Below are 23,063 nucleotides of genomic sequence, written 5' to 3'. Positions count from 1 at the left end.
GATGCCCCCCGTCTTCGCCCACGGCCGCCTGCGCCTGTACCTGCTGAAGCTGCTCGACGAGGCGCCCCGCCACGGCTACGAGGTGATCCGGCTCCTGGAGGAGCGCTTCCAGGGGCTGTACGCGCCCTCCGCCGGCACGGTCTACCCGCGCCTGGCCAAGCTGGAGTCCGAGGGCCTCGTCACGCACACCACCGAGGGCGGCCGGAAGGTGTACGCGATCACGGACGCGGGCCGCGCCGAGCTGGCCGACCGCAGCGGTGAGCTGGCCGATCTGGAGCTGGAGATCCGCGAGTCCGTCGCCGAACTGGCCGCCGAGATGCGCGAGGACGTCCGCGGGGCCGCCGGCGACCTGCGCCGCGAGGTGCGGGCGGCGGCCTCCCAGGCGCGCGGCGCCGCGAGCGGCGGACCCGAGCCGAGCGTCCTGAAGGACTTCACGGACAGCGAGTCCTGGCAGGCGGCGAAGGAGGAGCTGCGCCGCGCCAAGCAGGAGTGGAAGGAGCAGGCGCGGCGAGCGAAGGACGAGAGCCGCCGGGCCCGCGAGGAGGCCCAGCGGGCGCGCCGCCAGGCCAAGGAGACGCAGGACAAGGTGTGGGCGCAGGCCCAGGAAGAGGTCCAGCGCATGGCCAGGCGCGTCCAGGACCAGGTCGTCGACCGGTTCGGGCGGGGCGACTGGCCGTCGGGGGTTCGGGAGGGGCTGTCGGACCTGGCGAAGGAGTTCGGCGAGTTCGGCCGCGGCTTCGGCAAGGACACGGCGCCGACGCCCCCTTCTTACCGGCCGCCCTCCGACGCCACCGCCCCGGTGGAGTACCGCCCCGCATGGGCGGAGGAGGACCTCACGGGTGATCCGGCCCGGGACCTGGACCGCCTGCTCGACCGGTTCCGCGACGACATCCGGGACGCGGCCCGCGACCACGGCGTCACCCCCGAGCAACTCCGCGAGGCCCGCGACCACCTCACCAAGACGGCCGCCCACATCAAATCCACGCTCAATCCTTCAACGCCGGGGGTGTGACCGGCGGGGCTACTCGCGCAGTTCCCCGCGCCCCTCAGGCGGCTGGACACACCAACTTCCAGCCCCTCCGGCGATTGAGGAGCGGGGTCCGGGGCAGACCCCCAGGCGCCCAGCCCAGCGCCGGGAGCTGATCGCCGTACACCGGGTGCAGCCCGGCGGGGCTGCTCGCGCAGTTCCCCGCACCCCTCAGGCGGCTGGACACACCAACTTCCAGCCCCTCCGGCGATTGAGAAGCGGGGTCTGGGGCAGAGCCCCAGGCGCCCAGCCCAGCGCCGGGAGCGTGACCGTCGTACACCGGGTGCAGCCCGGCGCGGCTACTCGCGCAGTTCCCCGCACCCCTCAGGCGGCTGGACACACCAACTTCCAGCCCCTCCGGCGATTGAGGAGCGGGGTCTGGGGCAGAGCCCCAGGCGCCCAGCCCAGCGCCGGGAGCTGATCGTCGTACACCGGGTCCAGCCCGGCGGGGCTACTCGCGCAGTTCCCCGCGCCCCTGCCGGGGCTGACCTCAGCCCAGATCTCCCGCGCCCCCGAGGGGGCTGACCTCAACCCAGATCTCCCGCACCCCGGAGGGTCAGACCGTGAGGACGATTTTGCCGAAGAGGTCACCGGAGGCCATCTTCTCGAACCCCTCCCGGGCACGGCCAAGCGGCAACACCTCATCGATCACCGGCCGAACCCCAGTCACCGCACAGAAGGCCAGCAGATCCTCCAGCTCATCCTTCGTCCCCATGGTCGACCCGACGACCTTCAGCTCAAGGAAGAAGATCCGGTTCAACTCGGCGGCGGGCGGATTCGGCCCACTGGTCGCCCCGGAGATCACCAGCGTGCCGCCGGGCTTGAGGGACTTCACGGAGTGCGACCAGGTGGCCGCGCCGACGGTCTCGATGACGGCATCGACCCGCTGCGGGAGCCGGGCCCCGGGCTCGACGGCCTCGACGGCCCCCAGTTCGAGCGCCCGAGCCCGTTTGGCCGCGTCCCGGCTGGTGGCGAAGACCCGCAGCCCGGCGGCTTTGCCGAGCACGATCGCGGCCGTGGCGACGCCACCCCCCGCGCCCTGCACGAGGACGGAGTCACCGGGGCGCACACCGGCGTTGGTGAACAGCATGCGGTAGGCGGTCAGCCACGCGGTGGGCAGGCAGGCGGCCTGCTCGAAGGAGAGTTCGCGGGGTTTGGGCAGCACGTTCCACTCGGGCACGGTGACCTGCTCGGCGAAGGTGCCCTGGTACTTCTCGGTGAGGATGGAGCGCGGCTCGCGCGGGCCGACCCCGTGCCCGCTCTGGCCGATGACGGAGTGCAGGACGACCTCGTTGCCGTCCTGGTCGATCCCGGCGGCGTCACAGCCCAGGATCATGGGCAGCGCCTCTTCGCCGAGTCCGACGCCGCGCAGGGACCACAGGTCGTGATGGTTGAGGGAGGCGGCTTTGACGTTCACGGTGGTCCAGCCGGGCCGGTTCACGGGGGCGGGCCGCTCCCCCAACTCCAGGCCGGTCAGCGGCTGATCACGGTCGATGCGGGCTGCGTAGGCGGCGAACATGACCTTGACGATAGGTGTCACCCACGGCCCACGGAACCACCACCGCCTGTGACACACGTCCCCTGGACGAAAGCTTTGGACACCCCCTGGACGGAGTCCACGGACGCCCCCTGGACGAAAGCCCAGACACCCCCCGGACGGAGTCCACGAACACCCCCCGGGCGGAGACCGCGAAAAGGCCCCGCCGAAGCGGGGCCCTTCACCGGTTCACCTCTGGCGTCAGCGCCGGGCGACGCCCTCGGCCCGCGCGGCGGCGGCGACCGCGGCCGTGACCGCCGGCGCGACCCGCTCGTCGAACGGTGAGGGGATGACGTACCCGGCGGACAGCTCGTCACCGACCACTGCGGCGAGCGCGTCGGCCGCGGCGATCTTCATGCCCTCGGTGATCCGGGAGGCCCGGACCTGGAGCGCGCCGGCGAAGATGCCGGGGAACGCGAGGACGTTGTTGATCTGGTTCGGGTAGTCCGAACGGCCCGTGGCGACGACGGCCGCGTACTTGTGCGCGATGTCGGGGTGCACCTCGGGGTTCGGGTTGGCCATGGCGAACACGAAGGAACCCTGCGCCATCGAGGCGACCGCCGGCTCGGGGACCGTACCGCCGGAGACGCCGATGTAGACGTCGGCGCCCGCGAGGGCGTCCTCCAGGGAGCCGGACAGGCCCGCCTTGTTGGTGATCTCGGCCAGCTCGCGCTTGACCGGGGTGAGGTCCTCGCGGTCGCGGCTGACGATGCCCTTGCGGTCGGTGACGGCGACGTCACCGAGGCCGGCCGCCAGCAGGAACTTGGCGATCGCCACGCCCGCCGCGCCCGCGCCCGAGATCACGCCGCGCAGTTCGCCGAGCTCGCGCCCGCTGAGCTTCGCCGCGTTCTTCAGGGCGGCCAGCGTCACGACGGCGGTGCCGTGCTGGTCGTCGTGGAAGACCGGGATGTCGAGCTTCTCCTGGAGCTTGCGCTCGATCTCGAAGCACCGGGGCGCCGAGATGTCCTCCAGGTTCACGCCGCCGAAGGACGGGGCGAGGCGCACGACGGTGTCGACGATCTCGTCGACGTCGGTCGTGGCGAGGGCGATCGGGACCGCGTCCACGCCGCCGAACTGCTTGAAGAGAATGGCCTTGCCCTCCATCACCGGGAGGGACGCCTCGGGACCGATGTCACCGAGGCCGAGCACGGCCGTACCGTCCGTCACGACAGCCACGACGCTCGACTTCCACGTGTAGTCGTGGACGAGCTCCGGCTGCTCGGCGATCGCGCTGCACACCTTCGCGACGCCGGGCGTGTACGCCAGGGACAGGTCGTCCTTGTCGCGGATCGGCACGGTGGCCTGCACGGCCATCTTGCCGCCGCGGTGCAGCGCGAACGCCGGATCGAAGGGCTCGTCGGTGCCCTCGTGCCCGGTATTGGCGTCGCTGCGAGGATTGACGATCTCCGCTGCCACTTGTCAGACCCCTTAAGTCTTGTTGCATCAGTTGAGGGTGGGTCCGCTCCGGGTGAGGAGCGGGCGGGACCGCGTACGACCCAGCCGGACCCGTTTGTGGCCGGCTGTGCGGGTGCGTACACGACGGGCGTGCCGCACGCACGCCCTGAGCCCCGGATGAGGGGTGTAAAGAACCTTCTTACCTGACGGACGGCGTCACAGACGAGCCCCACCGTGATCGATCACAGGGGCGGTGACATGACTCATAGCCGAATATCTGGACAAGTCAGCAGGACGCCACGGGCACAGCGGCGCATTACCGCCCGAATAGTGAGACAGCGGTCGGTGTACGGGAGACCTTTCGGCGGCCGGGCGAATGTGCCGCAGATGGTCCAGACCCCATGCGCCGTGATGCGCGGGCCTGTTGGCGTCTTGGGTCACCCGTTATGCGATTTTGACATCTCCGAGCCCCTGAACTCTCCGGTCCGAATGGCAAGATGCCGTCATCACGCGAGGTCGCGCACCCGAAGGTGTGTGCCACGACGACCCGCACGGCAACTCCCTCACCCTGCCGGAGGAACCAACCATGACCGCAAGCACCACCCGTCGTACGACCGCGAAGTCCGCGAAGTCCCGGATAGCCGCGGTCGGCGCGATCGCGGTCGCCGGCGCCCTGCTGCTGACCGGCTGCGGTGACCAGACCAAGGACAAGAGCGCGGGCAGCGGCTCCGCGTCGAGCAAGGACGCGCCGCTCGCCGACAAGCTCCCGAAGGAGATCCGCGACAAGGGCGTCATCCGGGTCGGCTCGGACATCGCGTACGCCCCCGTCGAGTTCAAGGACAAGGCGGGCAACGCGGTCGGTATCGACCCCGATCTCGGCGCGGCGCTCGGCAAGCAGCTCGGGGTGAAGTTCGAGTTCCAGAACGGCACGTTCGACACGCTGATCACGGGTCTGCGCTCGAACCGTTACGACCTCGCCATGTCGGCCATGACCGACACCAAGGACCGGCAGAACGGTGTCGACTCCGACACCGGCAAGAAGGTCGGCGAGGGCGTCGACTTCGTCGACTACTTCAACGCCGGCGTCTCGATCTACACGCCGAAGGGCAAGACCCAGGGCATCAAGACCTGGGACGACCTGTGCGGCAAGAAGATCGTCGTGCAGCGCGGCACGGTCTCCCACGACCTCGCCAAGGCGCAGGCCAAGAAGTGCAAGGGCGGCAAGAAGCTCGGCATCCAGGCGTTCGACGACGACCAGCAGGCCCAGACGCGCCTGCGCTCGGGCGGCGCGGACGCCGGTTCCTCCGACTTCCCGGTCGCCGCGTACGCGGTGAAGACGGCGGGCGGCGGCAAGGACTTCGAGATCGTCGGCGACCAGGTCGAGGCGGCCCCGTACGGCATCGCGGTGGCCAAGAACCAGACGCAGCTGCGCGACGCGATCAAGGCCGCGCTGGACGCCGTGATCAAGAGCGGCGAGTACGAGAAGATCATCGCGAAGTGGGGCGTCGAGGCGGGCGCCGTCAAGGAAGCCACCGTCAACGGCGGCAAGTGACCGCGTAGCGCGTTCATCTGAAGTCGTTGAAAGGCAAGTTCCATGTCTGTTGACATAGAGAAGACGGGCGGCGGCCCCGAGGACTCCCCGCCACCCGCGCCGACGGCCGAGCCCATCAGGGCGATCCCGGTCCGGCACTACGGCCGCTACGTCGCGGCCGTGATCGCCCTGGGTGTGCTGGGCTCGATCATCTACGCCTTCGCCCAGGGCAAGATCCAGTGGGGCACGGTCCCGGAGTACTTCTTCGACGACCGCATCCTGACCGGTGTCTACAAGACCCTGCTCCTGACGGTCCTGTCGATGCTGATCGGTGTGGTCGGCGGTATCACGCTCGCCGTGATGCGCCTGTCGAAGAACCCGGTGACCAGCTCCATCGCGTGGTTCTACATCTGGTTCTTCCGGGGTACGCCGGTCCTGGTCCAGTTGTTCATCTGGTTCAACCTGGGTCTGGTCTTCGAGTACATCAACCTCGGGCCGATCTACAAGGACTACTGGTCGTCCTTCATGACGCCGCTGCTCACGGCCCTGCTGGGGCTCGGGCTCAACGAGGCGGCGTACATGGCGGAGATCTGCCGCGCGGGCCTGATGTCCGTCGACGAGGGCCAGACCGAGGCGTCGCACGCGCTCGGCATGAGCCACTCCAAGACGCTGCGCCGCATCGTGATCCCGCAGGCGATGCGGGTCATCGTGCCGCCGACCGGCAACGAGTTCATCAACATGCTGAAGACCACCTCGCTCGTCGCGGCGGTCCAGTTCAACGAACTCTTCCGGTACGCGCAGGACATCGGCCAGCAGTCCGGCGCCCCGGTGGAGATGTACTTCACCGCGGCCGCCTGGTACCTGGTCATGACGTCGATCCTGAGCGTCGGCCAGTTCTACATCGAGCGCTACTACGCGCGGGGCACGGCGCGGCAGCTTCCGAGCACGCCGTGGCAGAAGGTGAAGGCCAGCATGCTCTCCTTCTCGAACCGTTCGGGTGCGGGGGTGTCCGCATGACCGAGCACGCCATGGTCAAAGCCGAGGGCGTCCACAAGTCCTTCGGCAACGTCGAGGTCCTCAAGGGCATCGACCTGGAGGTCAAGCAGGGCGAGGTGTTCTGCCTGATCGGTCCGTCCGGCTCCGGCAAGTCCACGTTCCTGCGCTGCATCAACCACCTGGAGAAGATCAACGCGGGCCGCCTCTACGTGGACGGCGAACTGGTCGGCTACCGCCAGCAGGGCGACAAGCTGTACGAACTGCGGGACCGGGAAGTCGCGTTGAAGCGGCGCGACATCGGCATGGTGTTCCAGCGCTTCAACCTGTTCCCGCACATGACGGCCCTGGAGAACGTCATGGAGGCGCCCGTCCAGGTCAAGCGGCAGTCGCGGGCGCAGGCCCGTGAGCGCGCGCAGCAGTTGCTGGACCGGGTGGGGCTCGCGGACAAGGCCGGCAACTATCCCTCGCAGTTGTCCGGCGGCCAGCAGCAGCGCGTGGCGATCGCCCGCGCGCTGGCGATGGACCCGAAGCTGATGCTGTTCGACGAGCCGACCTCGGCGCTCGACCCGGAGCTGGTGGGTGACGTCCTCGACGTCATGCGCGACCTCGCGGAGTCGGGCATGACGATGGTCGTCGTCACGCACGAGATGGGCTTCGCGCGGGAGGTCGGCGACAGCCTCGTCTTCATGGACGGCGGTGTGGTCGTCGAGTCCGGCAACCCGCGGGACGTGCTGACCGACCCGCAGCAGGAGCGCACCAAGTCGTTCCTGTCGAAGGTCCTCTGACGCCGGTGGACCGGGCGCGCCGCCCGCGGACCCCTGCCGGGGCCGCGGGCGGCGCGTGGTCATTTCAGGGCGAGGACGAGCGCGTCGGACGGCGAGCGCCACACCGTACGGGCCTCGGCGAACCCGGCCGCGCGCAGCGTCTCGGCGTGCCAGGCCGCCGGGGGCGTGTCCCCGTCGGCGTGCTCCCCGTAGATCTCGAAGCGCCGGGCGGTGGGCTCGGCGAGCAGCGGGTCGGCCGCCGCCAGCTTCCACCAGTCGGCCCAGTCGACGGCGCCGGCGGCCTTGGCCGCGTCCATGCGGGCGTGCCGCTGCGCGCGGTCCGCCGCGTTGATCCTGGGCGTCGCCGGGTCGGGCATGTGGTCGGCGTTCATGAACACGCCGCCGTCGCGGACCAGCGGGGCGAGCTGCCCGTAGAGCGCGGCGAGCGGTTCGCTGTGCAGCCAGTGCAGGGCGGTGGCGGTGAGCACGGCGTCGTACGGGCCCTGCGGCAGCGCCCGCGTCCACTGCGGGTCCTTGAGGTCGGCGGTGACGAAGGCGACCCGGTCGTCGCCCTCGAACGTGCCGCGCGCGATGGCGAGCAGCGCCGGGTCGAGGTCCACGCCGACGCTGGTCGCGCGGGGGAAGCGGCGCAGCAGGCGGTCGGTGATGCTGCCCGTGCCGCACGCGAGGTCGAGGACGCGGGGCGCGGTGCCCACGCACGCCTCGACCATGTCGAGCATGACGCGGAACCGCTCCTCGCGGTCGGGCATGTACCACTCCTGCTGGCGGTCCCAGCTCTCCTGCCACGCACGCCAGTCGGCGGAGCGGGGGCTGATGGCGGTCTCGGTCATGTCCGGCCCTCCCGTACGACGCTTCGTAATACCCTTAATCGCAGAGCGGGCATTACTCCCACTCGCCATGACGATAGACGGCCCCGGTAAGGACTACAAGTGGAACTGGCCTATTACTCGGACTACGCGGTGCGCCTCGTCAACAGCGAGGAGCCGGGCCGCGGCACCGACGAACTGACCACCGTGGAGGCCGTGCGCGACCTGTTCGGCGCCAACGGCTCGGCGGCGCGCCGGGCCACCGAGGCGGACGTGACGCGCTTTCGCGGGGTGCGGGCGCGGCTGCGGTCGGTCTTCGAGGCGGCCGACGACGGCGACGAGACCCTCGCGGTCGACCTGCTCAACTCGCTGCTCCTGGAGTTCCCGGTGAGCCCGCAGATCTCCGGCCACGACCACCGCGACGACGACGGCCGCCCGCTGTGGCACATGCACCTCGCGGACCACCCGTCGAACGCGACAGCGGGCTACGCCGCCATCGCCGCGATGGGCCTCGCCTTCCATCTGACGGAGCACGGGGTCGACCGCCTCGGCATCTGCGAGGCCGCGCCCTGCCGCAACGCCTACCTCGACACGTCCACCAACCGCTCGCGCCGCTACTGCTCCGACCGCTGCGCGACCCGCGCCAACGTCGCCGCCTACCGCGCCCGCAAGCGCCTGGAGGCCGACCGGTCGCAGAGCACGGGCCGTACCGCACCCAGCGCCCAGGAGAGCACCGCCCCGACCGAGCGCTGAGTCTCGCCCTCCGCCCACGGCTTGCGGTGCCGCAGCCGGGCGCGGACCTTGGCGAGCACCAACTCGTCGGGGACCACCCCGTACACCTCGCTGTCGCCGCCGGCGCCGGGGTTGTCGCCGAGGACCCACCAGCCGCCCTCGCGCCGCTCCGCGATCCGCTTCACGACGAGCAGGTCCTGCTGGAACGGGTGGCGCAGCACCACGACATCACCCGGACGCACCCGCGCCCCGTGCTGCACCAGCATCCAGTCGCCCGGATAGAGCGTCGGGACCATCGACGGGCCCTCGACCTCGATCATCTGAAACGGCACCTTCGACTCGCGCCCTTCCTCGACCGCCTCGGGCATCAGCCCACCTCCCCGGTTCCCGCCATGCTCCGGTTCCATCCTCCACCCAGTCCCAGTCTGACCCTGGACTTTTGTCCTAAGCCCCCGGGGGCACCCGAGAAAACCCGCTCTCCACGGAGTAATGTCGCACCCGAGAAGACGATCACGAGGAAGGACAGCTCTATGCTTTCCCGCCTGTTCGCCCCCAAGGTGAAGGCCAGCGCGCACTGCGACCTGCCGTGCGGCGTGTACGACCCGGCCCAGGCCCGCATCGAGGCCGAGTCGGTCAAGGCCGTCCAGGAGAAGATGGCCGGCAACGACGACCCGCACTTCCAGGCGCGTGCCACGGTCATCAAGGAGCAGCGTGCCGAGCTCGCCAAGCACCACGTCTCGGTGCTGTGGAGCGACTACTTCAAGCCGCCGCACTTCGAGAAGTACCCGGAGCTGCACCAGCTGGTCAACGACACCCTGAAGGCCCTCTCGGCCGCCAAGGGTTCGACTGACCCGGCCACGGGTCAGAAGGCGCTCGACTACATCGCCCAGATCGACAAGATCTTCTGGGAGACCAAGAAGGCTTGATCCTCGATCATGCCGTTTGACCTGCGCTTTCCTTGATCGCACGGTCTTCCGGTCCGCACCCGGTCCGTCCCAGGCCCGCCCACCGGCGCGCCCCGACGGACCGGGTGCGGTCTTCTTTTTGCCCGGCCCTGTTCGCAGTGACTGCCGTATCCGCCGTACCCGCCCTTTTTCGCCGTGTCCGCCCAGGAGTTCCGCATGCCCAGGCGCCGCCCCCGCGTCCTGTACGTCACCGATCTGGCCTACCCGGCACGCGGTCGCCGCTACGGCGACGAGGACGTCTTCCTCAGCTCCCGCCTGCGGGCCTCCTTCGACATCGCCCTGTGCCATCCGCTGGACGCGGTCGCCCTGATGGACGCCTTCGACGTGGTCGTCGTCCGCAACAGCGGCCCCGTCATCGGCTATTCGGAGGCGTACGAGCATTTCCGTACGGAGGTGTCGGCCCGGGGAACGCTCGTGTACAACCCGCTGACCGGCCGCGCCGACATGGCCGGAAAGCACTACCTGCTGGAGCTGACGCGGGCCGGCTTCCCCGTCATCGAGACCGTGGACCGCGCCGAGGACCTGGACCGCCTGCCGGCCGCCGCCGAGTACGCGGTGAAACCGAAGCTCGGCGCGGACTCGATAGGGCTGCGGTTCGTGCCCCCGGCCGAACTGCCCGAACTCCCCTTCGCCGAGGGCCTCCTGGTCCAGCCCCGCATCCCGTTCCGCTACGAGGTCTCCTTCTACTTCGTGGACGACACGCTCCAGTACGCCCTGTACGCGCCCGACCCCGCCCGGCGCTGGGAGCTGGAGCCGTACGAACCGACCGACGCGGACCGCGAGTTCGCGCACCGCTTCGTCGCCTGGAACACGCTCGCCCACGGCATCCAGCGCGTCGACGCCTGCCGCACCCCCGAGGGCGGCCTGCTCCTCGTCGAACTGGAGGACCTCAACCCGTACCTCTCGCTCGACCTCCTCGACGACAAGACCCGCGACCGCTTCGTGACGGCGATGCGCGACTCGATCCTCGCCGCGCTACGCGACACCCCGCCCCCGGCGCCACTCGGTTAGGGCACGTCTGCCGGGGCCGGGTCCCGCGTGCCGTCGAGGGGGCGCAGGACGCGCGCCGGGTTGCCGACGGCGATCACGTCGGGCGGCAGGTCGCGGGTGACGACGGAACCGGCGCCGACCACGGTGTTCGCCCCGATGGTCACTCCGGGGCAGACGATGACCCCGCCGCCCAGCCACACGTTGTCCTCGATGGTGATCGGCTCGCCCGACTCCCATGTGGCGCGCCGCAGCTCCGGGTCGAGCGGGTGCGTCGGTGTGAGCAGTTGGACGTTCGGCCCGATCTGCACGTCCTCCCCGATCCGGATGGGCGCGACGTCCAGCATGACGGCCCCGCAGTTCACGAACGTCCGCGCGCCGATGCTGATGTACGTCCCGTAGTCCACCGACAGCGGCGGCCGCACCACGACGCCCTCACCGACCTCCCCGATCAGCTCCCGCAGCAGCGCGTGCCGGGCGGGCAGATCAGTGACGCTGCCCGCGTTGTACCGCTCCCCCAGGTCAGCGGCCCGCAGCGCGTCGGCCTCCAGCTCCGGATCGTCGGCGATGTACAGCTCACCGGCGAGCATCCGCTCCTTGTGGCTCCGGGTCTCGGGGCGCGGCCACTCCCGCACCTCCCGTACGGCGTCCACGGGCAGCGCCCCGTACAGGTGCGGGAACCGCTCGCCGCCGGGCCGCACCGGCTCCACCCGCACGGGCGCGGTGAGCCGGTCGCGGTCCAGGACGAGGACGACCAGCTCACCGGGCGCGGGCCGCTCCCCGTAGAGCAGTTCGGCGACCTTGCGCAGTTGGTGCGGGAAGGACAGATGGACGAACCCGACCTCGTGCAGCCTCTTCCCCCGGGTCGACCATTCGTACCTACCGCTGACCTGCGCGCTCTCCCACAGGGCCCGCTCGGTGATATGCAACAGCTCGATCATGCGCCCAACCTACGGGCCCCACCCGCACCCGGCGCGCGGCCGGCTACCGCACCCTGAGGTAACGCCGCACGACCGTCCCGTTGCCGAAGGTCCGCTGCTCCTGCGGCACGAACTCCCGGGGCAGATGCGGCGCCCCGCCGAACAGCGGCAGCCCGCCGCCGAACACCACGGGGTACGTCTTGAGCACCAGCTCGTCGATCTCGTCGGCGAGCACCCCGGCGAGTTCGCCGCCGCCGCAGAGCCAGATGTCGGCCGCCCCCTCCTCCGCCTTCAGCGCCCGGACCTTCCCTACGACGTCCTCACGGATCAGCTCGACGTTCGGGTCGGGCGACGCGGCCAGACTGCGGCTCGCCACGAACTCCCGCAGATGCCCGTACGGGCTCGTGATCCCGGCGTCCAGCGCCAACTGGTAGCTACGGCGCCCCTGGATCACGGTGTCGAACCGCTTCCCCGGCCGGTCCGCCACCCCGAGCGCCTCCCGCCCCGCCGCGTTGATCGTCTCGGGGTACTCGGTGGTGAGGAACTCCAGGAACTCCTCGTCCAGGTACGCCATGAACCGCGACCCGTCCCCGGACTCATCCCCGATGAACCCATCGACCGACACGGCGACAAAGTAACTGAGCTTACGCAAACCCCACCCTTTCCCTGCCTCTACTTATTACTACTACGTTTATAGTGCTCTGCATGTAGTGCCACAACGGGTACGCCCCCTTCCGCTTGTGCAGATCCCCTGGGGGCCGGGGGCGGTTGGCGCGGGACCGATTGGCGTGGGGGCGCCGAGAGGCTTGGGGAGGCGGAGGCAGCCCTCGGCGCTGAGAGCGGCCCAGGTGGAGGTAGACCGGTCGGCGCGGGGGCCAAGGGAGGGGAGGCAAGTCGGCGCCTCGGGAGGGGCCGGGAGGGCAGCCCCGACCGGCGCCGGGGTGAGGACAGGGCAAGGCAGCCCGGCAGCGCTTCGCAGGAGCCCGGGAGGGCAGCCCGGTCGGCGCCTGGGCGCACCGGAACAGCTCGGCGCTGGGGCACATCGGGGGTTGCTCAGCGCCGGGGCGCATCCACGGGGTTACTCGGCGCCTAAACGCACCGGAGGTTACTCAGCGCCGGGGCGTGTCGGCCCGCCCGGCGCCTGCGGCACCCCGACCGTTCAACCTCCCTGCGGCTCCCGCCACATGGGCCACAGCGACGGCCCGTCCGGCAGGTCGAGCGCCGTGCCGGTGAACACGAACCCGAGCCGCTCATACAACGCCCTGCTCCGCGCGTTGCTCGCCTCCAGGTACGCCGGGACGCCCTCCCGGTCGCACCGCTCCAGCACGGGCGCCATCAACGACGTCCCGAGTCCTTCCCCCTGCCTCCCCGGCGCGACCCCGATCATCCAGAGGTACAGGTGGGCCCGGCCGACGGGATGGATCTCGCCGGTCCACCGCGCGATCTGCTCGACCCGCTCGTTCTCCGGGTCCACCGCCGCCCGCACCAGCGCGGGCACATCCACCTCGTCCCCCCGCTTCCCCCGCGTCCGCGCCGTGCCCCTCGGGGTGAGCCGGCGTGTCCACCCAGAGCGCGACGGCCGAACCGTCCTCCGCCAGATCGATGAACCCCTCTTCGTACGTGGCATCGGTGAACGCCGCCATCAACCCCGCGTGCCGCGCCTCGCGCTGCTCCGCTCCCGGGAACACCCACCCGCTGACCGGGTCGTCCCGGAACGCCTCATCGAGCAGCCCGACCACCGTCTCCCGGTCGCTCTCCTGCGCCCGCCGTATTCGCACGCCCACCTCGGGCACCCCCACCTCGTCCGGCTCAACCCGCCCGCGCTGTCTGGTCGTTGGCAGCCTAGGCGATCATCACCGACCTTGCGGGGCGGCCCCGCGCACCGCCCGTTACGCGACGGAATGCGGCCCCCTCAGTACGTCATCACCCCGTCCCCCTCTACGGCTTCGGGCGGACCGCGCCGCGCCGAGCGGACGGCTTCGGGCGGACCGCGCCGAGCGAACGGCTTCGGGTGGGCGGGGAGGTCCGGAGCCCCGTACGTCCCTCACCGCCCGCCGTCCGACCCGGCGCGGCCTGCCCCGCCCCGGCGCCCTCAGTAGCCGCGCCGCGTGACGAACTCCGCCAGCGCCAGGAGACCATCGGCCGCCTCCGGTGCCGGCACCGCGCGGGAGAGGTGGTGCAGGGCGCGGGACATCTGGTCGGCGGCCTCGCTCTGCGCCCAGTCCCGCCCGCCGGCACGCTCCACCGCCGCCGCGATCGCCTCCAGCTCCGCCGCTCCCTCCTTCCCCGGGCCGGGTGGCCCGTACAGTGCCGCCAACTCCGCCGCCTCCGGGCCCTTGGAGGCCAGCGCCGCGACGACCGGCAACGATTTCTTGCGGACGGCGAGGTCGGCGCCCGCGGGCTTACCGGTGCGGGCCGGATCACCCCAGATACCGATCACGTCGTCGATCAGCTGGAACGCCAGCCCGGCCGCCCGCCCGAACGCGTCGAGCGCCTCCACCTTCTCCGGTGACGCCCCCGCGTACAGCCCGCCGACCGCACAGGCACACCCGAGCAACGCCCCCGTCTTGGCCTCTGCCATCGTCAGCGTCTCCGCGAGCGTCACCTCGGCGGGGTCACGCCCCTCCAGCGCCACGTCCGTCAACTGGCCCTCGCACAGCTCCACGACGCACTCCGCGAGCCGCGCCGCCGCCTCGTACGCCGCCGGATGCGGGTCCCGCGCGAGCAGCAACTGCGCCTGCGACTGCACCGCGTCCCCGGCAAGGATCGCGCCGGCCTCCCCGAACACCGTCCACGCGGTCGCCCGGTGTCTTCGCGTCGTGTCCCGGTCCATCACGTCGTCGTGCAACAGCGTGAAGTTATGCGTCAGTTCGACGGCTGCCGCCGCCCGTACCGCTTCTTCCGGACGCCCGCCGAGAGCGCGCGCCGCGGCCAGCACCAGGGCGGGCCGAACGGCCTTGCCCGCGTTACCGGTCGCGGGCGTGCCGTCCGCGTCCTGCCAGCCGAAGTGGTAGAGGGCGACCTGACGCAGCGACCCCGGGAGGGCCTCGACTGCGGCGCGCAGTTCCGGATCGACCGCGGCTCTGGCCTGCGCCAGAATCGCCATCGCTTCCTGGGCCTCACGCCCTCCACCGTGCCGCCGGTGCGCCTCCGCTCCCTCCGCCCCACCGTGCGCCCCGGGGAAGCCCGGAGCGGCAGGGGCAGCAGGAGCAGCAGGAGCAGCAGGAGCATCTGGCGCGCCCGGGAGGCCCGGGGTGCCTTGCGAGGCCGCGGGAATCGTGTGGGCCCCCGCGACCGCCGCCGCCCCACCCGCCGCCGCCATCCCCGGCGCCTCCGCCATCCCTGGCACCCCCGTCGTCCCCGCCGTCCCTGTCATGGGCTGCCCTCGCAGTACCGGCCGATGGTGGCGCCCGCCCTGGCCGGCCGGCGCACGGTCCCGCGCGGGCGGCGCGTCACCATCGGCCGACCTCCACGTTCTCCAGGACCCCGAGGGCGTCCGGCACCAGCACCGCCGCCGAGTAGTACGTGGACACGAGGTAGGAGATGATCGCCTGCTCGTTGATCCCCATGAACCGCACCGACAGACTCGGCTCGATCTCGTCCGGGATGCCGGTCTGCCGCAGCCCGATGACGCCCTGCTCGTCCTCCCCGGTACGCATACAGATGATGGACGTGGTCCGCGCGTCCGAGACCGGGATCTTGTCGCACGGGAAGATCGGGACACCGCGCCACGTCGAGATGCGGGTGCCGGCGACGTCGATGGTGTCGGGCACGAGCCCCCGGTTGTTGCACTCGCGGCTGAACGCGGCGATGGCCTGCGGGTGCGCCAGGAACATCTTGGAGCCACGGCGCCTGCTGAGCAGCTCGTCCATGTCGTCGGGGCTGGGGACTCCGGCGTGCGGCTGGAGGCGCTGGTCGAACTCGCAGTTGTTGAGGAGGCCGAACTCCCTGTTGTTGACCAGCTCGTGCTCCTGGCGCTCCTTCAACGCCTCGACGGTGAGCCGCAACTGGTGTTCCGTCTGGTTCATCGGCTGGTTGTAGAGGTCGGCGACGCGCGTGTGGATGCGCAGTACCGTCTGGGCGACGCTCAGTTCGTACTCGCGGGGCGCCGACTCGTAGTCGACGAACGTGCCCGGCAGTACCGCTTCGCCGACGTGCCCGGCGGAGAGGTCGATCGCCTTCTCGCCGTACTGGTTCGTTTGCTGCTCGGGAAGGGCGCGGAGCAGTTCGAGGTGGTCGCGCAGGGCCTCGGACCGCTCGGCCGCCTGCTCCAGATCCCGGCGCGGCAGCTTGAGCACGGTGCACGCGGTGGCGGCGCGTGCGGTGTACTCCCAGATGGGCTCGTGGTCGAGGAGTGCCTGGTCGCCGAAGTAGGCGCCGTCGGCGAGGACGCCGAGGACCGCGTCGTCCCCGTACGGACCGGTGCCGATCTGTTCCACGCGGCCGTGCGCGAGGAGGAAGACCTCGTCGGCGGGGCTGCCGAACGAGGCGATGACGTCGCCGGCCGCGTACTCGGCCTGCGTGCAGCGCTGGGCCAGCTCGTCGAGCACCTGCTGGTCCTCGAAGCCGCGCAGGGCGGGCAGTTCACCCAGCTCTGCCGGGATCACCCGGACCTGGTCCGCCGTCTTGACGAACGTGATCCGGCCGTCGCCGACCGTATAGCTGAGCCGCCGGTTCACCCGGTACGTACCGCCCTTGACGTCCACCCAGGGCAACGACCGCAGCAGCCAGCGCGAGCTGATCTCCTGCATCTGGGGTACGGACTTGGTGGTGGTGGCCAGATTCCGCGCGGCGGCTGTGCCGAGGCTCTTCTGCTCCTGCCCCGACTCTTCCGCGCGGACCTCTTCGCCTACCGACATGGCATTGCCTCCCGATCATGAACCGACCTGCGAGGGCAAGCCTCCCAGCACGGAGCGTCACCATGCCATTACACAAATGAGCGGGAATGGATCTCGGCCGTCCGGGGCATGGGTCGCATATTTCGACGCGTGCTGGGCACAGACCGTCCGGATCGGTCGAAGCCGGAAGCATCCGGCGGAACTCGGCGATCTCCGCGCTCGTTCATGGAGCGACGGCACTCGGCAGAAGAGGAGACGACCATGGCGGGGTTCCTGGACCGGGCCAAGGAGCAGGCGCAGCGCGGGCTCGAGCAGGGCAAGCAGAAGATCGACGAGGTGCAGGCGCAGCGGGCCGGCGGTGATCTGCTGAAGAAGCTGGGCGCCGCGTACTACGCGGAGACGCGGGGCACAGGCAGTCCGGAGGCGACGCGGCAGGCCCTTCAGGCGCTGGAGGCCCATATCGCCACGAACGGCGACGCCTTCCTGCGCTCCTGACCGGGCGAGCCGCCCCCGCGCCCCGGCCTCCCCGTTTCGGCACGGCTCTGCGACCCGGCACGGCTCCGTGCGTCGGCACGGCCGAGTAGGCGCGACCGCGCGCCCCGGTGCCGCCGCTGTCCTGAACGACTCGCACGCAATCCGAACGAGTAGTTCAGCTACGGCGATTCCGGTACAAGCAGCCGTACGAGACGGCGCGCGCAGGGCGGCCGTCGCTCTCCTCGAAGGAGACGGCCATGGCCCCACCCATGTCCGCCGGCAGTTTTCTCGACGCGCTCCGCGGCGAAGGTCTCACCGTGGTCGAGGTCGGTGACTGGGCGCATCACTCCCGTGACCACAAGGGGCCCTGGGGCCCGGTGCACGGCGTGATGCTCCATCACACGGCGACCTCCGGCAGCGAGCGCACGGTGAGCCTGTGCCGCGACGGCCGTCCGGATCTGCCGGGCCCGCTGTGCCACGGCGTCATCACCAAGGACGGCCGGGTGCATCTGGTCGGCTACGGGCGGGCGAACCACGCGGGCCTCGGCGACGACGACGTGCTGCGCGCGGTGATCGCGGAGAAGCGGCTGCCGCACGACAACGAGGCGAACACCGACGGCAACCGCTGCTTCTACGGGTTCGAGTGCGAGAACCTCGGCGACGGCTCCGACCCGTGGCCGGACGTCCAGTTGGAGGCGATCGAGCGGGCGGCCGCCGCGGTCTGCCGCTATCACCACTGGTCGGAGCGGTCCGTCATCGGCCATCTGGAGTGGCAGCCGGGCAAGGTCGATCCCAAGGGGTTCACGATGGCGTGGATGCGGCAGCGCGTCCACGACCGGTTGAAGTAGCGCGGGTCACCCTGCGGGCGCCCGGACACGTGTCCGACAATGGCCGGGTGCCCCGCCCGCCCTCCGCGCCCTCACGCCCCCGCCTGCCGTCCCCGCTGGACGAGATCGACGACGACCGGTTGGCGCGGCGCGGCGTCCGCCTGCTGCTCAAGCGGGACGACCTGATCCATCCGGACCTGATCGGCAACAAGTGGCGCAAGCTCGCCCCGAACCTGGCAGCCGCGCGGGGTCGGCCGCTCGTCACGTTCGGCGGCGCCTACTCCAACCATCTGCGGGCCACGGCGGCGGCCGGACGGCTGCTCGGCGTGCCCACGGTCGGGATCGTGCGCGGCGACGAACTCGCCGGGCGTCCGCTCAACCCGTCCCTGGAGCGGTGCGCGGCCGACGGCATGCGCCTGCACTTCATCGACAGATCGACGTATCGCCGTAAGAGCGATCCAGCCGTGTTGCCCGCACTGCTCGACGCGGCCGGCGCGGCGGACGCGTACGTCGTCCCGGAGGGCGGGAGCAACGTGCCGGCGGTGCGCGGCTGCACGGAGCTGGGCGAGGAACTGCACGGCAAGGCGGACGTCGTCGCGGTCGCCTGCGGCACGGGCGGCACCCTGGCCGGCCTCGCCGCGGGGCTCGGCCCCGGCCAGCGGGCCCTCGGCGTCGCGGTCCTCAAAGGCGGCTTCCTCACCGGCGAGGTGGGCGCGCTGCAAGAGGCCGCGTTCGGCGGGCGGCGCGGCGCGTGGGAGGTGACGGACCGGTTCCACGGCGGCGGCTACGCGCGCGTGCCCGCGGAACTCGACGTGTTCGCCGCCGATTTCGAGCAGCGGCACGGGCTGCCCGTGGAACGTCTCTATGTCGCCAAGATGCTGTACGCCCTTGTCGTCCTCGCCGACGAGGGCGCCTTCGCGCGCGGGACGCGGCTGGCGGCCGTGGTCACGGGCACGCCGTTCCCCTCGGGTCAGTCGTCGACCTCGCGGTAGGCGGCGGCCTCCTCCAGATCGAGCTTGCGCAGCAGGGACCGCATCATCTCGTCGTCGATGCGCCGCTCGTCGCGCATTTTCACCAGCACCTCTCGTTCGGCGGCGATGGCCTCGCGCGCGAGGCGCCGGTAGGTGTCGTCGGCGGACTCCCCCGTGACGGGGTTCGGCTGTCCGAGGCGCTCCCACACGGCGTTGCGGCGGCGCTCCAGAACAGTGCGCAGACGGTCCTGGAGGGGCTGTGGCAGGCAGTTTCGCTCGTCCCGCATCAACTCCTCCACGCGGGCCTCCGCGGCCGTGGAGGCGGCGTTCTGGGCCTGCGCCTCGGCGAGCGTCTCGGCGCGGACGTCCCGGGCGGGCAGTTTCAGCGCCTTGATGAGCGGCGGCAGCGTCAGCCCCTGCACGACGAGCGTGCCGATGACGGTCGTGAACGTCAGGAACAGCACCAGGTCGCGCGCGGGGAAGGGCGCCCCGCTGTCGGTGAGGACCGGGATGGAGAACGCGATGGCCAGCGACACCACTCCGCGCATGCCCGCCCAGCTGACGATGAGGGGCCGTCTCCAGTCCGTGTCGCTTTCTCGTTCGCGGATGCGCGGCGACAGGCACCACGGCAGATAGGTCGCCGGGTAGGACCACACGAAGCGGATGACGACGACCAGTACGAACACCGCGACGGCGTACCAGACGGCCTGCCCGACGCTGTACTCGCCGAGCCGTTCCACGACGTACCGCAATTGCAGCCCGATGAGCGCGAAGACCGACGACTCCAGGATGAACGCGACGACCTTCCAGACGGCGGCCTCCTGCAACCGTGTCTCGAAGTCGACCTGCCAGGAGCGGTGCCCCAGATAGAGGGCGACGGTCACGACGGCGAGCACACCGGAGGCGCCCACCTGCTCGGCGGCGGCGTAGGCGACGAAGGGGATCAGCAAGGAGAGCGTGTTCTGCAGGATCGCCTCCTTGAGATGGGTGCGCAGCCAGTGCAGCGGCACCATCAGCAGCAGGCCGACCCCGACGCCGCCGACCGCAGCCACCAGGAACTCGCGGACGCCGCCCGCCCAGCTCGCGCCCTCCCCGACGGCCGCGGCGAGCGCCACCTTGTAGGCCGTGATGGCGGTCGCGTCGTTCACCAGGGACTCGCCCTGGAGGATCGTGGTGATCCGCGCGGGCAGCCCCACGCGGCGGGCCACGGCGGTCGCCGCCACCGCGTCCGGCGGGGCGATCACGGCGCCGAGGACCAGCGCGGCGGTCAGCGGCAGGTCGGGGATGAGTTCGTACGCCAGCCAGCCCACCGCCACCGTGGCGAACAGGACGTAGCCCACCGACAGCAGCGCGACGGGTCTGAGGTTCGCCTTGAGGTCCAGATACGAGCTCTCCAGAGCCGCCGTGTGCAACAAGGGCGGCAGAATGAGCGGCAGGACGACATGCGGGTCGAGGGTGTACTGCGGCACGCCGGGCACGTACGACGCGACGAGGCCCACGGCGACGAGCAGGAGCGGCGCGGGCACCGGCGTCCGGCGGGCGAGGCCGGCCACCGCGGCGCTCGCCGCGACCAGTCCCACCAGTGGCAATACGTCCATGGCCCCGCCTTCCGCCCTACCTGATCACGCCACCCGTCGTAACCTGGCCATCATGAACGAGTGCCCGCACGTCGACGCGTTGCCGCACCCCGAGCCGCCCCCGCTGAGCGAGACCTGCCTGGAGTGTCTGGCCGTGGGCAGTCACCCTGTGCAACTACGGCTCTGCCTGGTCTGCGGCCATGTCGGCTGTTGCGATTCGTCGCCCTATAGGCACGCGACGGAGCACTTCAAGGAGACCGGACACCCGGTGATGCGGACCTTCGAGCCTGGTGAGAGCTGGCGCTGGTGCTTCGTGGACGCGGCTGTGGTCTGATCCGGACACCGCGCGCGCGGGCCGGGGTTGGACCGGCGGAGCCCGGGGTACGTCAATGCGGCGCTCCCTCTTTCCAATTGGGCCCGTCCACCCTCTAGCCACTGTGCGTACTCATATGCTTACTATGAGTGACAGCAATGGGCCGGGGGTCCCCGGGACAGGAAAGTCGGGCGCGCGGTAGCGTCACCGCAGATATATGTGGCGCATCACCCGGGGGAGCACCTCCGGAGCCCGAAAGTGCTTGTACCACCTTGGAGGTGAGGGTGTCCCAGATCGCAGGCGACCCCGGGAATCAGGACTTCGTGGAAGTCCGGCTGCCGGCTGAGGGTGCCTACCTGTCGGTGCTGCGGACGGCCACGGCCGGTCTCGCGGCGCGTTTGGACTTCACCCTCGACGAGATCGAGGACCTGCGCATCGCGGTCGACGAGGCCTGCGCGATCCTGCTTCAGCAGGCCGTCGCCGGCTCCGTCCTCAGTTGCGTGTTCCGTCTCGTCGACGACTCCCTGGAGGTGACGGTCTCGGCGCCGACCACCGACGGCCGCGCGCCGGAGCGTGACACCTTCGCCTGGACCGTGCTGTCGGCCCTGGCGGGCCAGGTGGACTCGTCCGTGGCCGAGGACAACACCGTCTCGATCAGCCTCTACAAGAAGCGCGGTGCGGGCCCCGGCCCGTCGTGATGAACGGGGACGGTCCGGTGCGGGACGACGAGCGCGGCACACGGGATCTCCCGGCCGACGACGCGGACGGGGTGCGGCGGCTGACGCCAGGCATCCCCGAGCAGCAGGCGCGGTCGCATCCGGAGGACCCGGCTAGTGAGGCACAGCAGGCAGCACCGGCCCCCGAGGCGCAGACGCGCGCAGGTACAGGGGGATCGGACGCGCGACGGGCGGGATGGATGAGCGACCACGAGCGACACGGTGAGCAGCACAGCGGGCGGGATCCGCAGGACCGCAGCGGTGCACGGGCGATGTTCATCGAACTGCGCAGCCTGAACGACGGCAGTCCCGAATACGCCGAGCTGCGCAATCGGCTCGTGCGCATGCACCTGCCCCTCGTCGAGCATCTGGCCCGCCGCTTCCGCAACCGCGGCGAGCCCCTGGACGATCTGACGCAGGTCGCCACGATCGGGCTGATCAAGTCCGTCGACCGGTTCGACCCGGATCGCGGCGTGGAGTTCTCCACGTACGCGACCCCGACGGTCGTCGGCGAGATCAAGCGGCATTTCCGGGACAAGGGCTGGGCGGTGCGCGTCCCGCGCCGCCTCCAGGAGCTGCGGCTGGCCCTGACCACGGCGACGGCCGAGCTGTCCCAGTTGAACGGCCGCTCCCCCACGGTCCATGAGCTGGCCGAGAAGCTGGGCATCTCCGAGGAAGAGGTCCTGGAGGGCCTGGAGTCGGCGAACGCGTACTCCACGCTCTCCCTGGACGTCCCCGACACGGACGACGAGTCACCGGCCGTCGCGGACACGCTGGGCGCCGAGGACGAGGCTCTGGAGGGCGTCGAGTACCGGGAGTCGCTCAAGCCGCTCCTGGAGGACCTGCCGCCGCGCGAGAAGCGCATCCTGCTGCTGCGCTTCTTCGGCAACATGACGCAGTCGCAGATCGCGCAGGAAGTCGGCATCTCCCAGATGCACGTCTCCCGGCTGCTGGCCCGCACGCTCGCCCAGTTGCGCGAGAAGCTCCTCGTGGAGGAGTAGCCGAGGCGCAGCGGACGCCTCGGCGGGACGAGCCGCATTAAGTGCCACGCTCTTTCGGGGGCGGCCCATGAGGACGACGAAAGGCGCCCGTCGCGTACAGCGCGGCGGGCGCCTTCGTGTGCCGTGAGCGGGCCCGGCGGGCGCCTAACGCGAGGACGAGCCCGGGGTCCGGATGCCGAGCGCGCGCGTGGTCGCCGGGTTCACCAGCAGGACGAGCCCGGTGATCGCCACGGCGGCGAGCACGATCCCGGCGGGCAGCAGCGGCGAGTCCGTGGTGACCAGCGTGTAGGCGACCGGCAGGGCCATGATCTGCGTGATGATCGCGGGCCCCCGGCTCCAGCTCTTGCGGGCGAGCAGTCCGCGCGCGGCGAGCAGCGGCAGCAGCGCGAGGACGATCAGGGTGATACCGCCGGTGACGGCCTGCTGACGGCTGTCGGGGTGCCCGGTCACGCCGGCGATGAGCATGTAGGCGCCGCCGACGACGAGGGCGACGCCTTCGAGCGCGGACAGGGCCGCGGCGGCGGTGAGGCGGCCGGGGCGGGGGCCCTCTTCGGCGGCGTTCTCGGGGGCGGGGTTCTGCTCTGAGGTCACCTCTGCAGCGTAGCCCCCGGCCCGGCCGGTCCCGGAGAGTGCGTCGGAGCACCGCCGCTCACCTGCGGCTCTTA

The 23,063-nt window shown here is 71.0% G+C and carries 23 protein-coding genes and 2 pseudogenes; 13 read left to right on the top strand and 12 right to left on the bottom strand.

Features of this window, described 5'->3' with window-relative positions; genetic code table 11:
* Window position 1 precedes the first annotated feature (1 nt).
* Entirely contained in the window at window positions 2–1,012 is a 1,011-nt protein-coding gene (locus ACZ7LY_RS06495) for a PadR family transcriptional regulator (protein WP_471623385.1), read from the top strand.
* Window positions 1,013–1,583: 571 nt separating this feature from the next.
* Here ACZ7LY_RS06495 and ACZ7LY_RS06490 read toward each other — a convergent pair.
* Together ACZ7LY_RS06490 and ACZ7LY_RS06485 are read right to left on the bottom strand one after the other, a co-directional pair.
* The gene (locus ACZ7LY_RS06490) at window positions 1,584–2,546 is read right to left on the bottom strand and encodes a zinc-binding dehydrogenase (RefSeq protein WP_471623384.1); all 963 of its coding nucleotides are present in this window, start codon (window positions 2,544–2,546) and stop codon (window positions 1,584–1,586) included.
* A 219-nt stretch (window positions 2,547–2,765) separates the two neighbouring features.
* Window positions 2,766–3,980 carry an NAD(P)-dependent malic enzyme gene (locus ACZ7LY_RS06485; RefSeq protein ID WP_471623383.1) on the bottom strand — a complete coding sequence of 405 codons (1,215 nt, stop codon included), beginning with the start codon at window positions 3,978–3,980 and terminating at the stop codon, window positions 2,766–2,768.
* Window positions 3,981–4,545: 565 nt separating this feature from the next.
* On the opposite strand from ACZ7LY_RS06485, the gene ACZ7LY_RS06480 reads away from it, so the two are divergent.
* The 3 genes from ACZ7LY_RS06480 to ACZ7LY_RS06470 are packed head-to-tail and all read left to right on the top strand — an operon-like array spanning window position 4,546 to window position 7,271.
* Complete coding sequence (locus ACZ7LY_RS06480) at window positions 4,546–5,511, top strand: ABC transporter substrate-binding protein (protein ID WP_471623382.1); 966 nt, start codon at window positions 4,546–4,548, stop codon at window positions 5,509–5,511.
* Between the two features lie 42 nt (window positions 5,512–5,553).
* Window positions 5,554–6,507: an amino acid ABC transporter permease gene (locus ACZ7LY_RS06475; RefSeq protein WP_471623381.1), complete on the top strand. Its 954-nt coding sequence runs from the start codon at window positions 5,554–5,556 to the stop codon at window positions 6,505–6,507.
* An 11-nt stretch (window positions 6,508–6,518) separates the two neighbouring features.
* Window positions 6,519–7,271 (top strand): amino acid ABC transporter ATP-binding protein, encoded by a 753-nt coding sequence (locus ACZ7LY_RS06470; RefSeq protein ID WP_471623508.1) that lies wholly within the window; start codon window positions 6,519–6,521, stop codon window positions 7,269–7,271.
* 59 nt (window positions 7,272–7,330) lie between these two features.
* On the opposite strand, the gene ACZ7LY_RS06465 is transcribed toward ACZ7LY_RS06470, so the two are convergent.
* Window positions 7,331–8,101, bottom strand: a complete 771-nt coding sequence (locus tag ACZ7LY_RS06465) for a class I SAM-dependent methyltransferase (protein ID WP_471623380.1) — start codon at window positions 8,099–8,101, stop codon at window positions 7,331–7,333.
* 99 nt (window positions 8,102–8,200) lie between these two features.
* Between ACZ7LY_RS06465 and ACZ7LY_RS06460 the strand changes: the two genes are divergently transcribed.
* Window positions 8,201–8,830: a CGNR zinc finger domain-containing protein gene (locus ACZ7LY_RS06460; protein WP_471623379.1), complete on the top strand. Its 630-nt coding sequence runs from the start codon at window positions 8,201–8,203 to the stop codon at window positions 8,828–8,830.
* Here ACZ7LY_RS06460 and sodX read toward each other — a convergent pair.
* Window positions 8,734–9,177 carry a nickel-type superoxide dismutase maturation protease gene (gene sodX, locus ACZ7LY_RS06455; protein WP_471623378.1) on the bottom strand — a complete coding sequence of 148 codons (444 nt, stop codon included), beginning with the start codon at window positions 9,175–9,177 and terminating at the stop codon, window positions 8,734–8,736. The genes ACZ7LY_RS06460 and sodX overlap by 97 nt on opposite strands.
* Before the next feature lie 162 nt (window positions 9,178–9,339).
* Between sodX and sodN the strand changes: the two genes are divergently transcribed.
* Together sodN and ACZ7LY_RS06445 are read left to right on the top strand one after the other, a co-directional pair.
* Window positions 9,340–9,735 (top strand): superoxide dismutase, Ni, encoded by a 396-nt coding sequence (sodN, locus tag ACZ7LY_RS06450; RefSeq protein ID WP_365511445.1) that lies wholly within the window; start codon window positions 9,340–9,342, stop codon window positions 9,733–9,735.
* Window positions 9,736–9,930: 195 nt separating this feature from the next.
* Window positions 9,931–10,785 carry an ATP-grasp domain-containing protein gene (locus ACZ7LY_RS06445; RefSeq protein WP_471623377.1) on the top strand — a complete coding sequence of 285 codons (855 nt, stop codon included), beginning with the start codon at window positions 9,931–9,933 and terminating at the stop codon, window positions 10,783–10,785.
* Here ACZ7LY_RS06445 and ACZ7LY_RS06440 read toward each other — a convergent pair.
* The 6 genes and pseudogenes from ACZ7LY_RS06440 to ACZ7LY_RS06415 form a co-directional block, all read right to left on the bottom strand.
* Complete coding sequence (locus tag ACZ7LY_RS06440; protein WP_471623507.1) at window positions 10,782–11,351, bottom strand: sugar O-acetyltransferase; 570 nt, start codon at window positions 11,349–11,351, stop codon at window positions 10,782–10,784. The two genes, ACZ7LY_RS06445 and ACZ7LY_RS06440, sit on opposite strands and share 4 nt — an antisense overlap.
* 54 nt (window positions 11,352–11,405) lie before the next feature.
* A pseudogene (locus tag ACZ7LY_RS06435) lies at window positions 11,406–11,702 on the bottom strand (DUF952 domain-containing protein); the annotation flags it as partial.
* A 43-nt stretch (window positions 11,703–11,745) separates the two neighbouring features.
* Window positions 11,746–12,333, bottom strand: a complete 588-nt coding sequence (locus ACZ7LY_RS06430) for a dihydrofolate reductase family protein (protein WP_471623376.1) — start codon at window positions 12,331–12,333, stop codon at window positions 11,746–11,748.
* A 507-nt stretch (window positions 12,334–12,840) separates the two neighbouring features.
* Window positions 12,841–13,465: pseudogene (locus tag ACZ7LY_RS06425) on the bottom strand (GNAT family N-acetyltransferase).
* Between the two features lie 308 nt (window positions 13,466–13,773).
* Window positions 13,774–15,021 carry a family 2 encapsulin nanocompartment cargo protein polyprenyl transferase gene (locus tag ACZ7LY_RS06420; RefSeq protein WP_471623375.1) on the bottom strand — a complete coding sequence of 416 codons (1,248 nt, stop codon included), beginning with the start codon at window positions 15,019–15,021 and terminating at the stop codon, window positions 13,774–13,776.
* 112 nt (window positions 15,022–15,133) lie between these two features.
* Complete coding sequence (locus ACZ7LY_RS06415; RefSeq protein ID WP_471623374.1) at window positions 15,134–16,540, bottom strand: family 2B encapsulin nanocompartment shell protein; 1,407 nt, start codon at window positions 16,538–16,540, stop codon at window positions 15,134–15,136.
* A 240-nt stretch (window positions 16,541–16,780) separates the two neighbouring features.
* On the opposite strand from ACZ7LY_RS06415, the gene ACZ7LY_RS06410 reads away from it, so the two are divergent.
* The 3 genes from ACZ7LY_RS06410 (at window position 16,781) to ACZ7LY_RS06400 (ending at window position 18,812) form a co-directional block, all read left to right on the top strand.
* Entirely contained in the window at window positions 16,781–17,014 is a 234-nt protein-coding gene (locus tag ACZ7LY_RS06410) for a hypothetical protein (protein WP_471623373.1), read from the top strand.
* A gap of 236 nt (window positions 17,015–17,250) precedes the next feature.
* On the top strand, window positions 17,251–17,841 hold the full coding sequence (locus ACZ7LY_RS06405) for an N-acetylmuramoyl-L-alanine amidase (protein WP_471623372.1): 591 nt from the start codon (window positions 17,251–17,253) through the stop codon (window positions 17,839–17,841).
* Between the two features lie 47 nt (window positions 17,842–17,888).
* Window positions 17,889–18,812, top strand: coding sequence for a 1-aminocyclopropane-1-carboxylate deaminase/D-cysteine desulfhydrase (locus ACZ7LY_RS06400; RefSeq protein ID WP_471623371.1), 924 nt, complete (start codon window positions 17,889–17,891; stop codon window positions 18,810–18,812).
* Here the strand turns inward: ACZ7LY_RS06400 and ACZ7LY_RS06395 are convergent.
* Complete coding sequence (locus ACZ7LY_RS06395; protein ID WP_471623370.1) at window positions 18,791–20,389, bottom strand: Na+/H+ antiporter; 1,599 nt, start codon at window positions 20,387–20,389, stop codon at window positions 18,791–18,793. The two genes, ACZ7LY_RS06400 and ACZ7LY_RS06395, sit on opposite strands and share 22 nt — an antisense overlap.
* 52 nt (window positions 20,390–20,441) lie before the next feature.
* On the opposite strand from ACZ7LY_RS06395, the gene ACZ7LY_RS06390 reads away from it, so the two are divergent.
* From ACZ7LY_RS06390 to ACZ7LY_RS06380, 3 genes are all read left to right on the top strand, one after another.
* Entirely contained in the window at window positions 20,442–20,702 is a 261-nt protein-coding gene (locus ACZ7LY_RS06390; RefSeq protein WP_471623369.1) for a UBP-type zinc finger domain-containing protein, read from the top strand.
* A gap of 263 nt (window positions 20,703–20,965) precedes the next feature.
* Entirely contained in the window at window positions 20,966–21,379 is a 414-nt protein-coding gene (locus ACZ7LY_RS06385; RefSeq protein ID WP_471623368.1) for an ATP-binding protein, read from the top strand.
* Window positions 21,376–22,398: an RNA polymerase sigma factor SigF gene (locus ACZ7LY_RS06380; RefSeq protein WP_471623367.1), complete on the top strand. Its 1,023-nt coding sequence runs from the start codon at window positions 21,376–21,378 to the stop codon at window positions 22,396–22,398. The genes ACZ7LY_RS06385 and ACZ7LY_RS06380 overlap by 4 nt, the downstream gene beginning before the upstream one ends.
* Window positions 22,399–22,542: 144 nt before the next feature.
* On the opposite strand, the gene ACZ7LY_RS06375 is transcribed toward ACZ7LY_RS06380, so the two are convergent.
* Window positions 22,543–22,989, bottom strand: coding sequence for a hypothetical protein (locus ACZ7LY_RS06375; RefSeq protein ID WP_471623366.1), 447 nt, complete (start codon window positions 22,987–22,989; stop codon window positions 22,543–22,545).
* Between the last annotated feature and the right edge of the window lie 74 nt (window positions 22,990–23,063).

Source organism: Streptomyces sp. NPDC107550, from assembly GCF_055639095.1.
The sequence above is the reverse complement of the archived record's forward strand: the minus strand, read 5'-3'. Positions and strand labels throughout refer to the sequence as shown.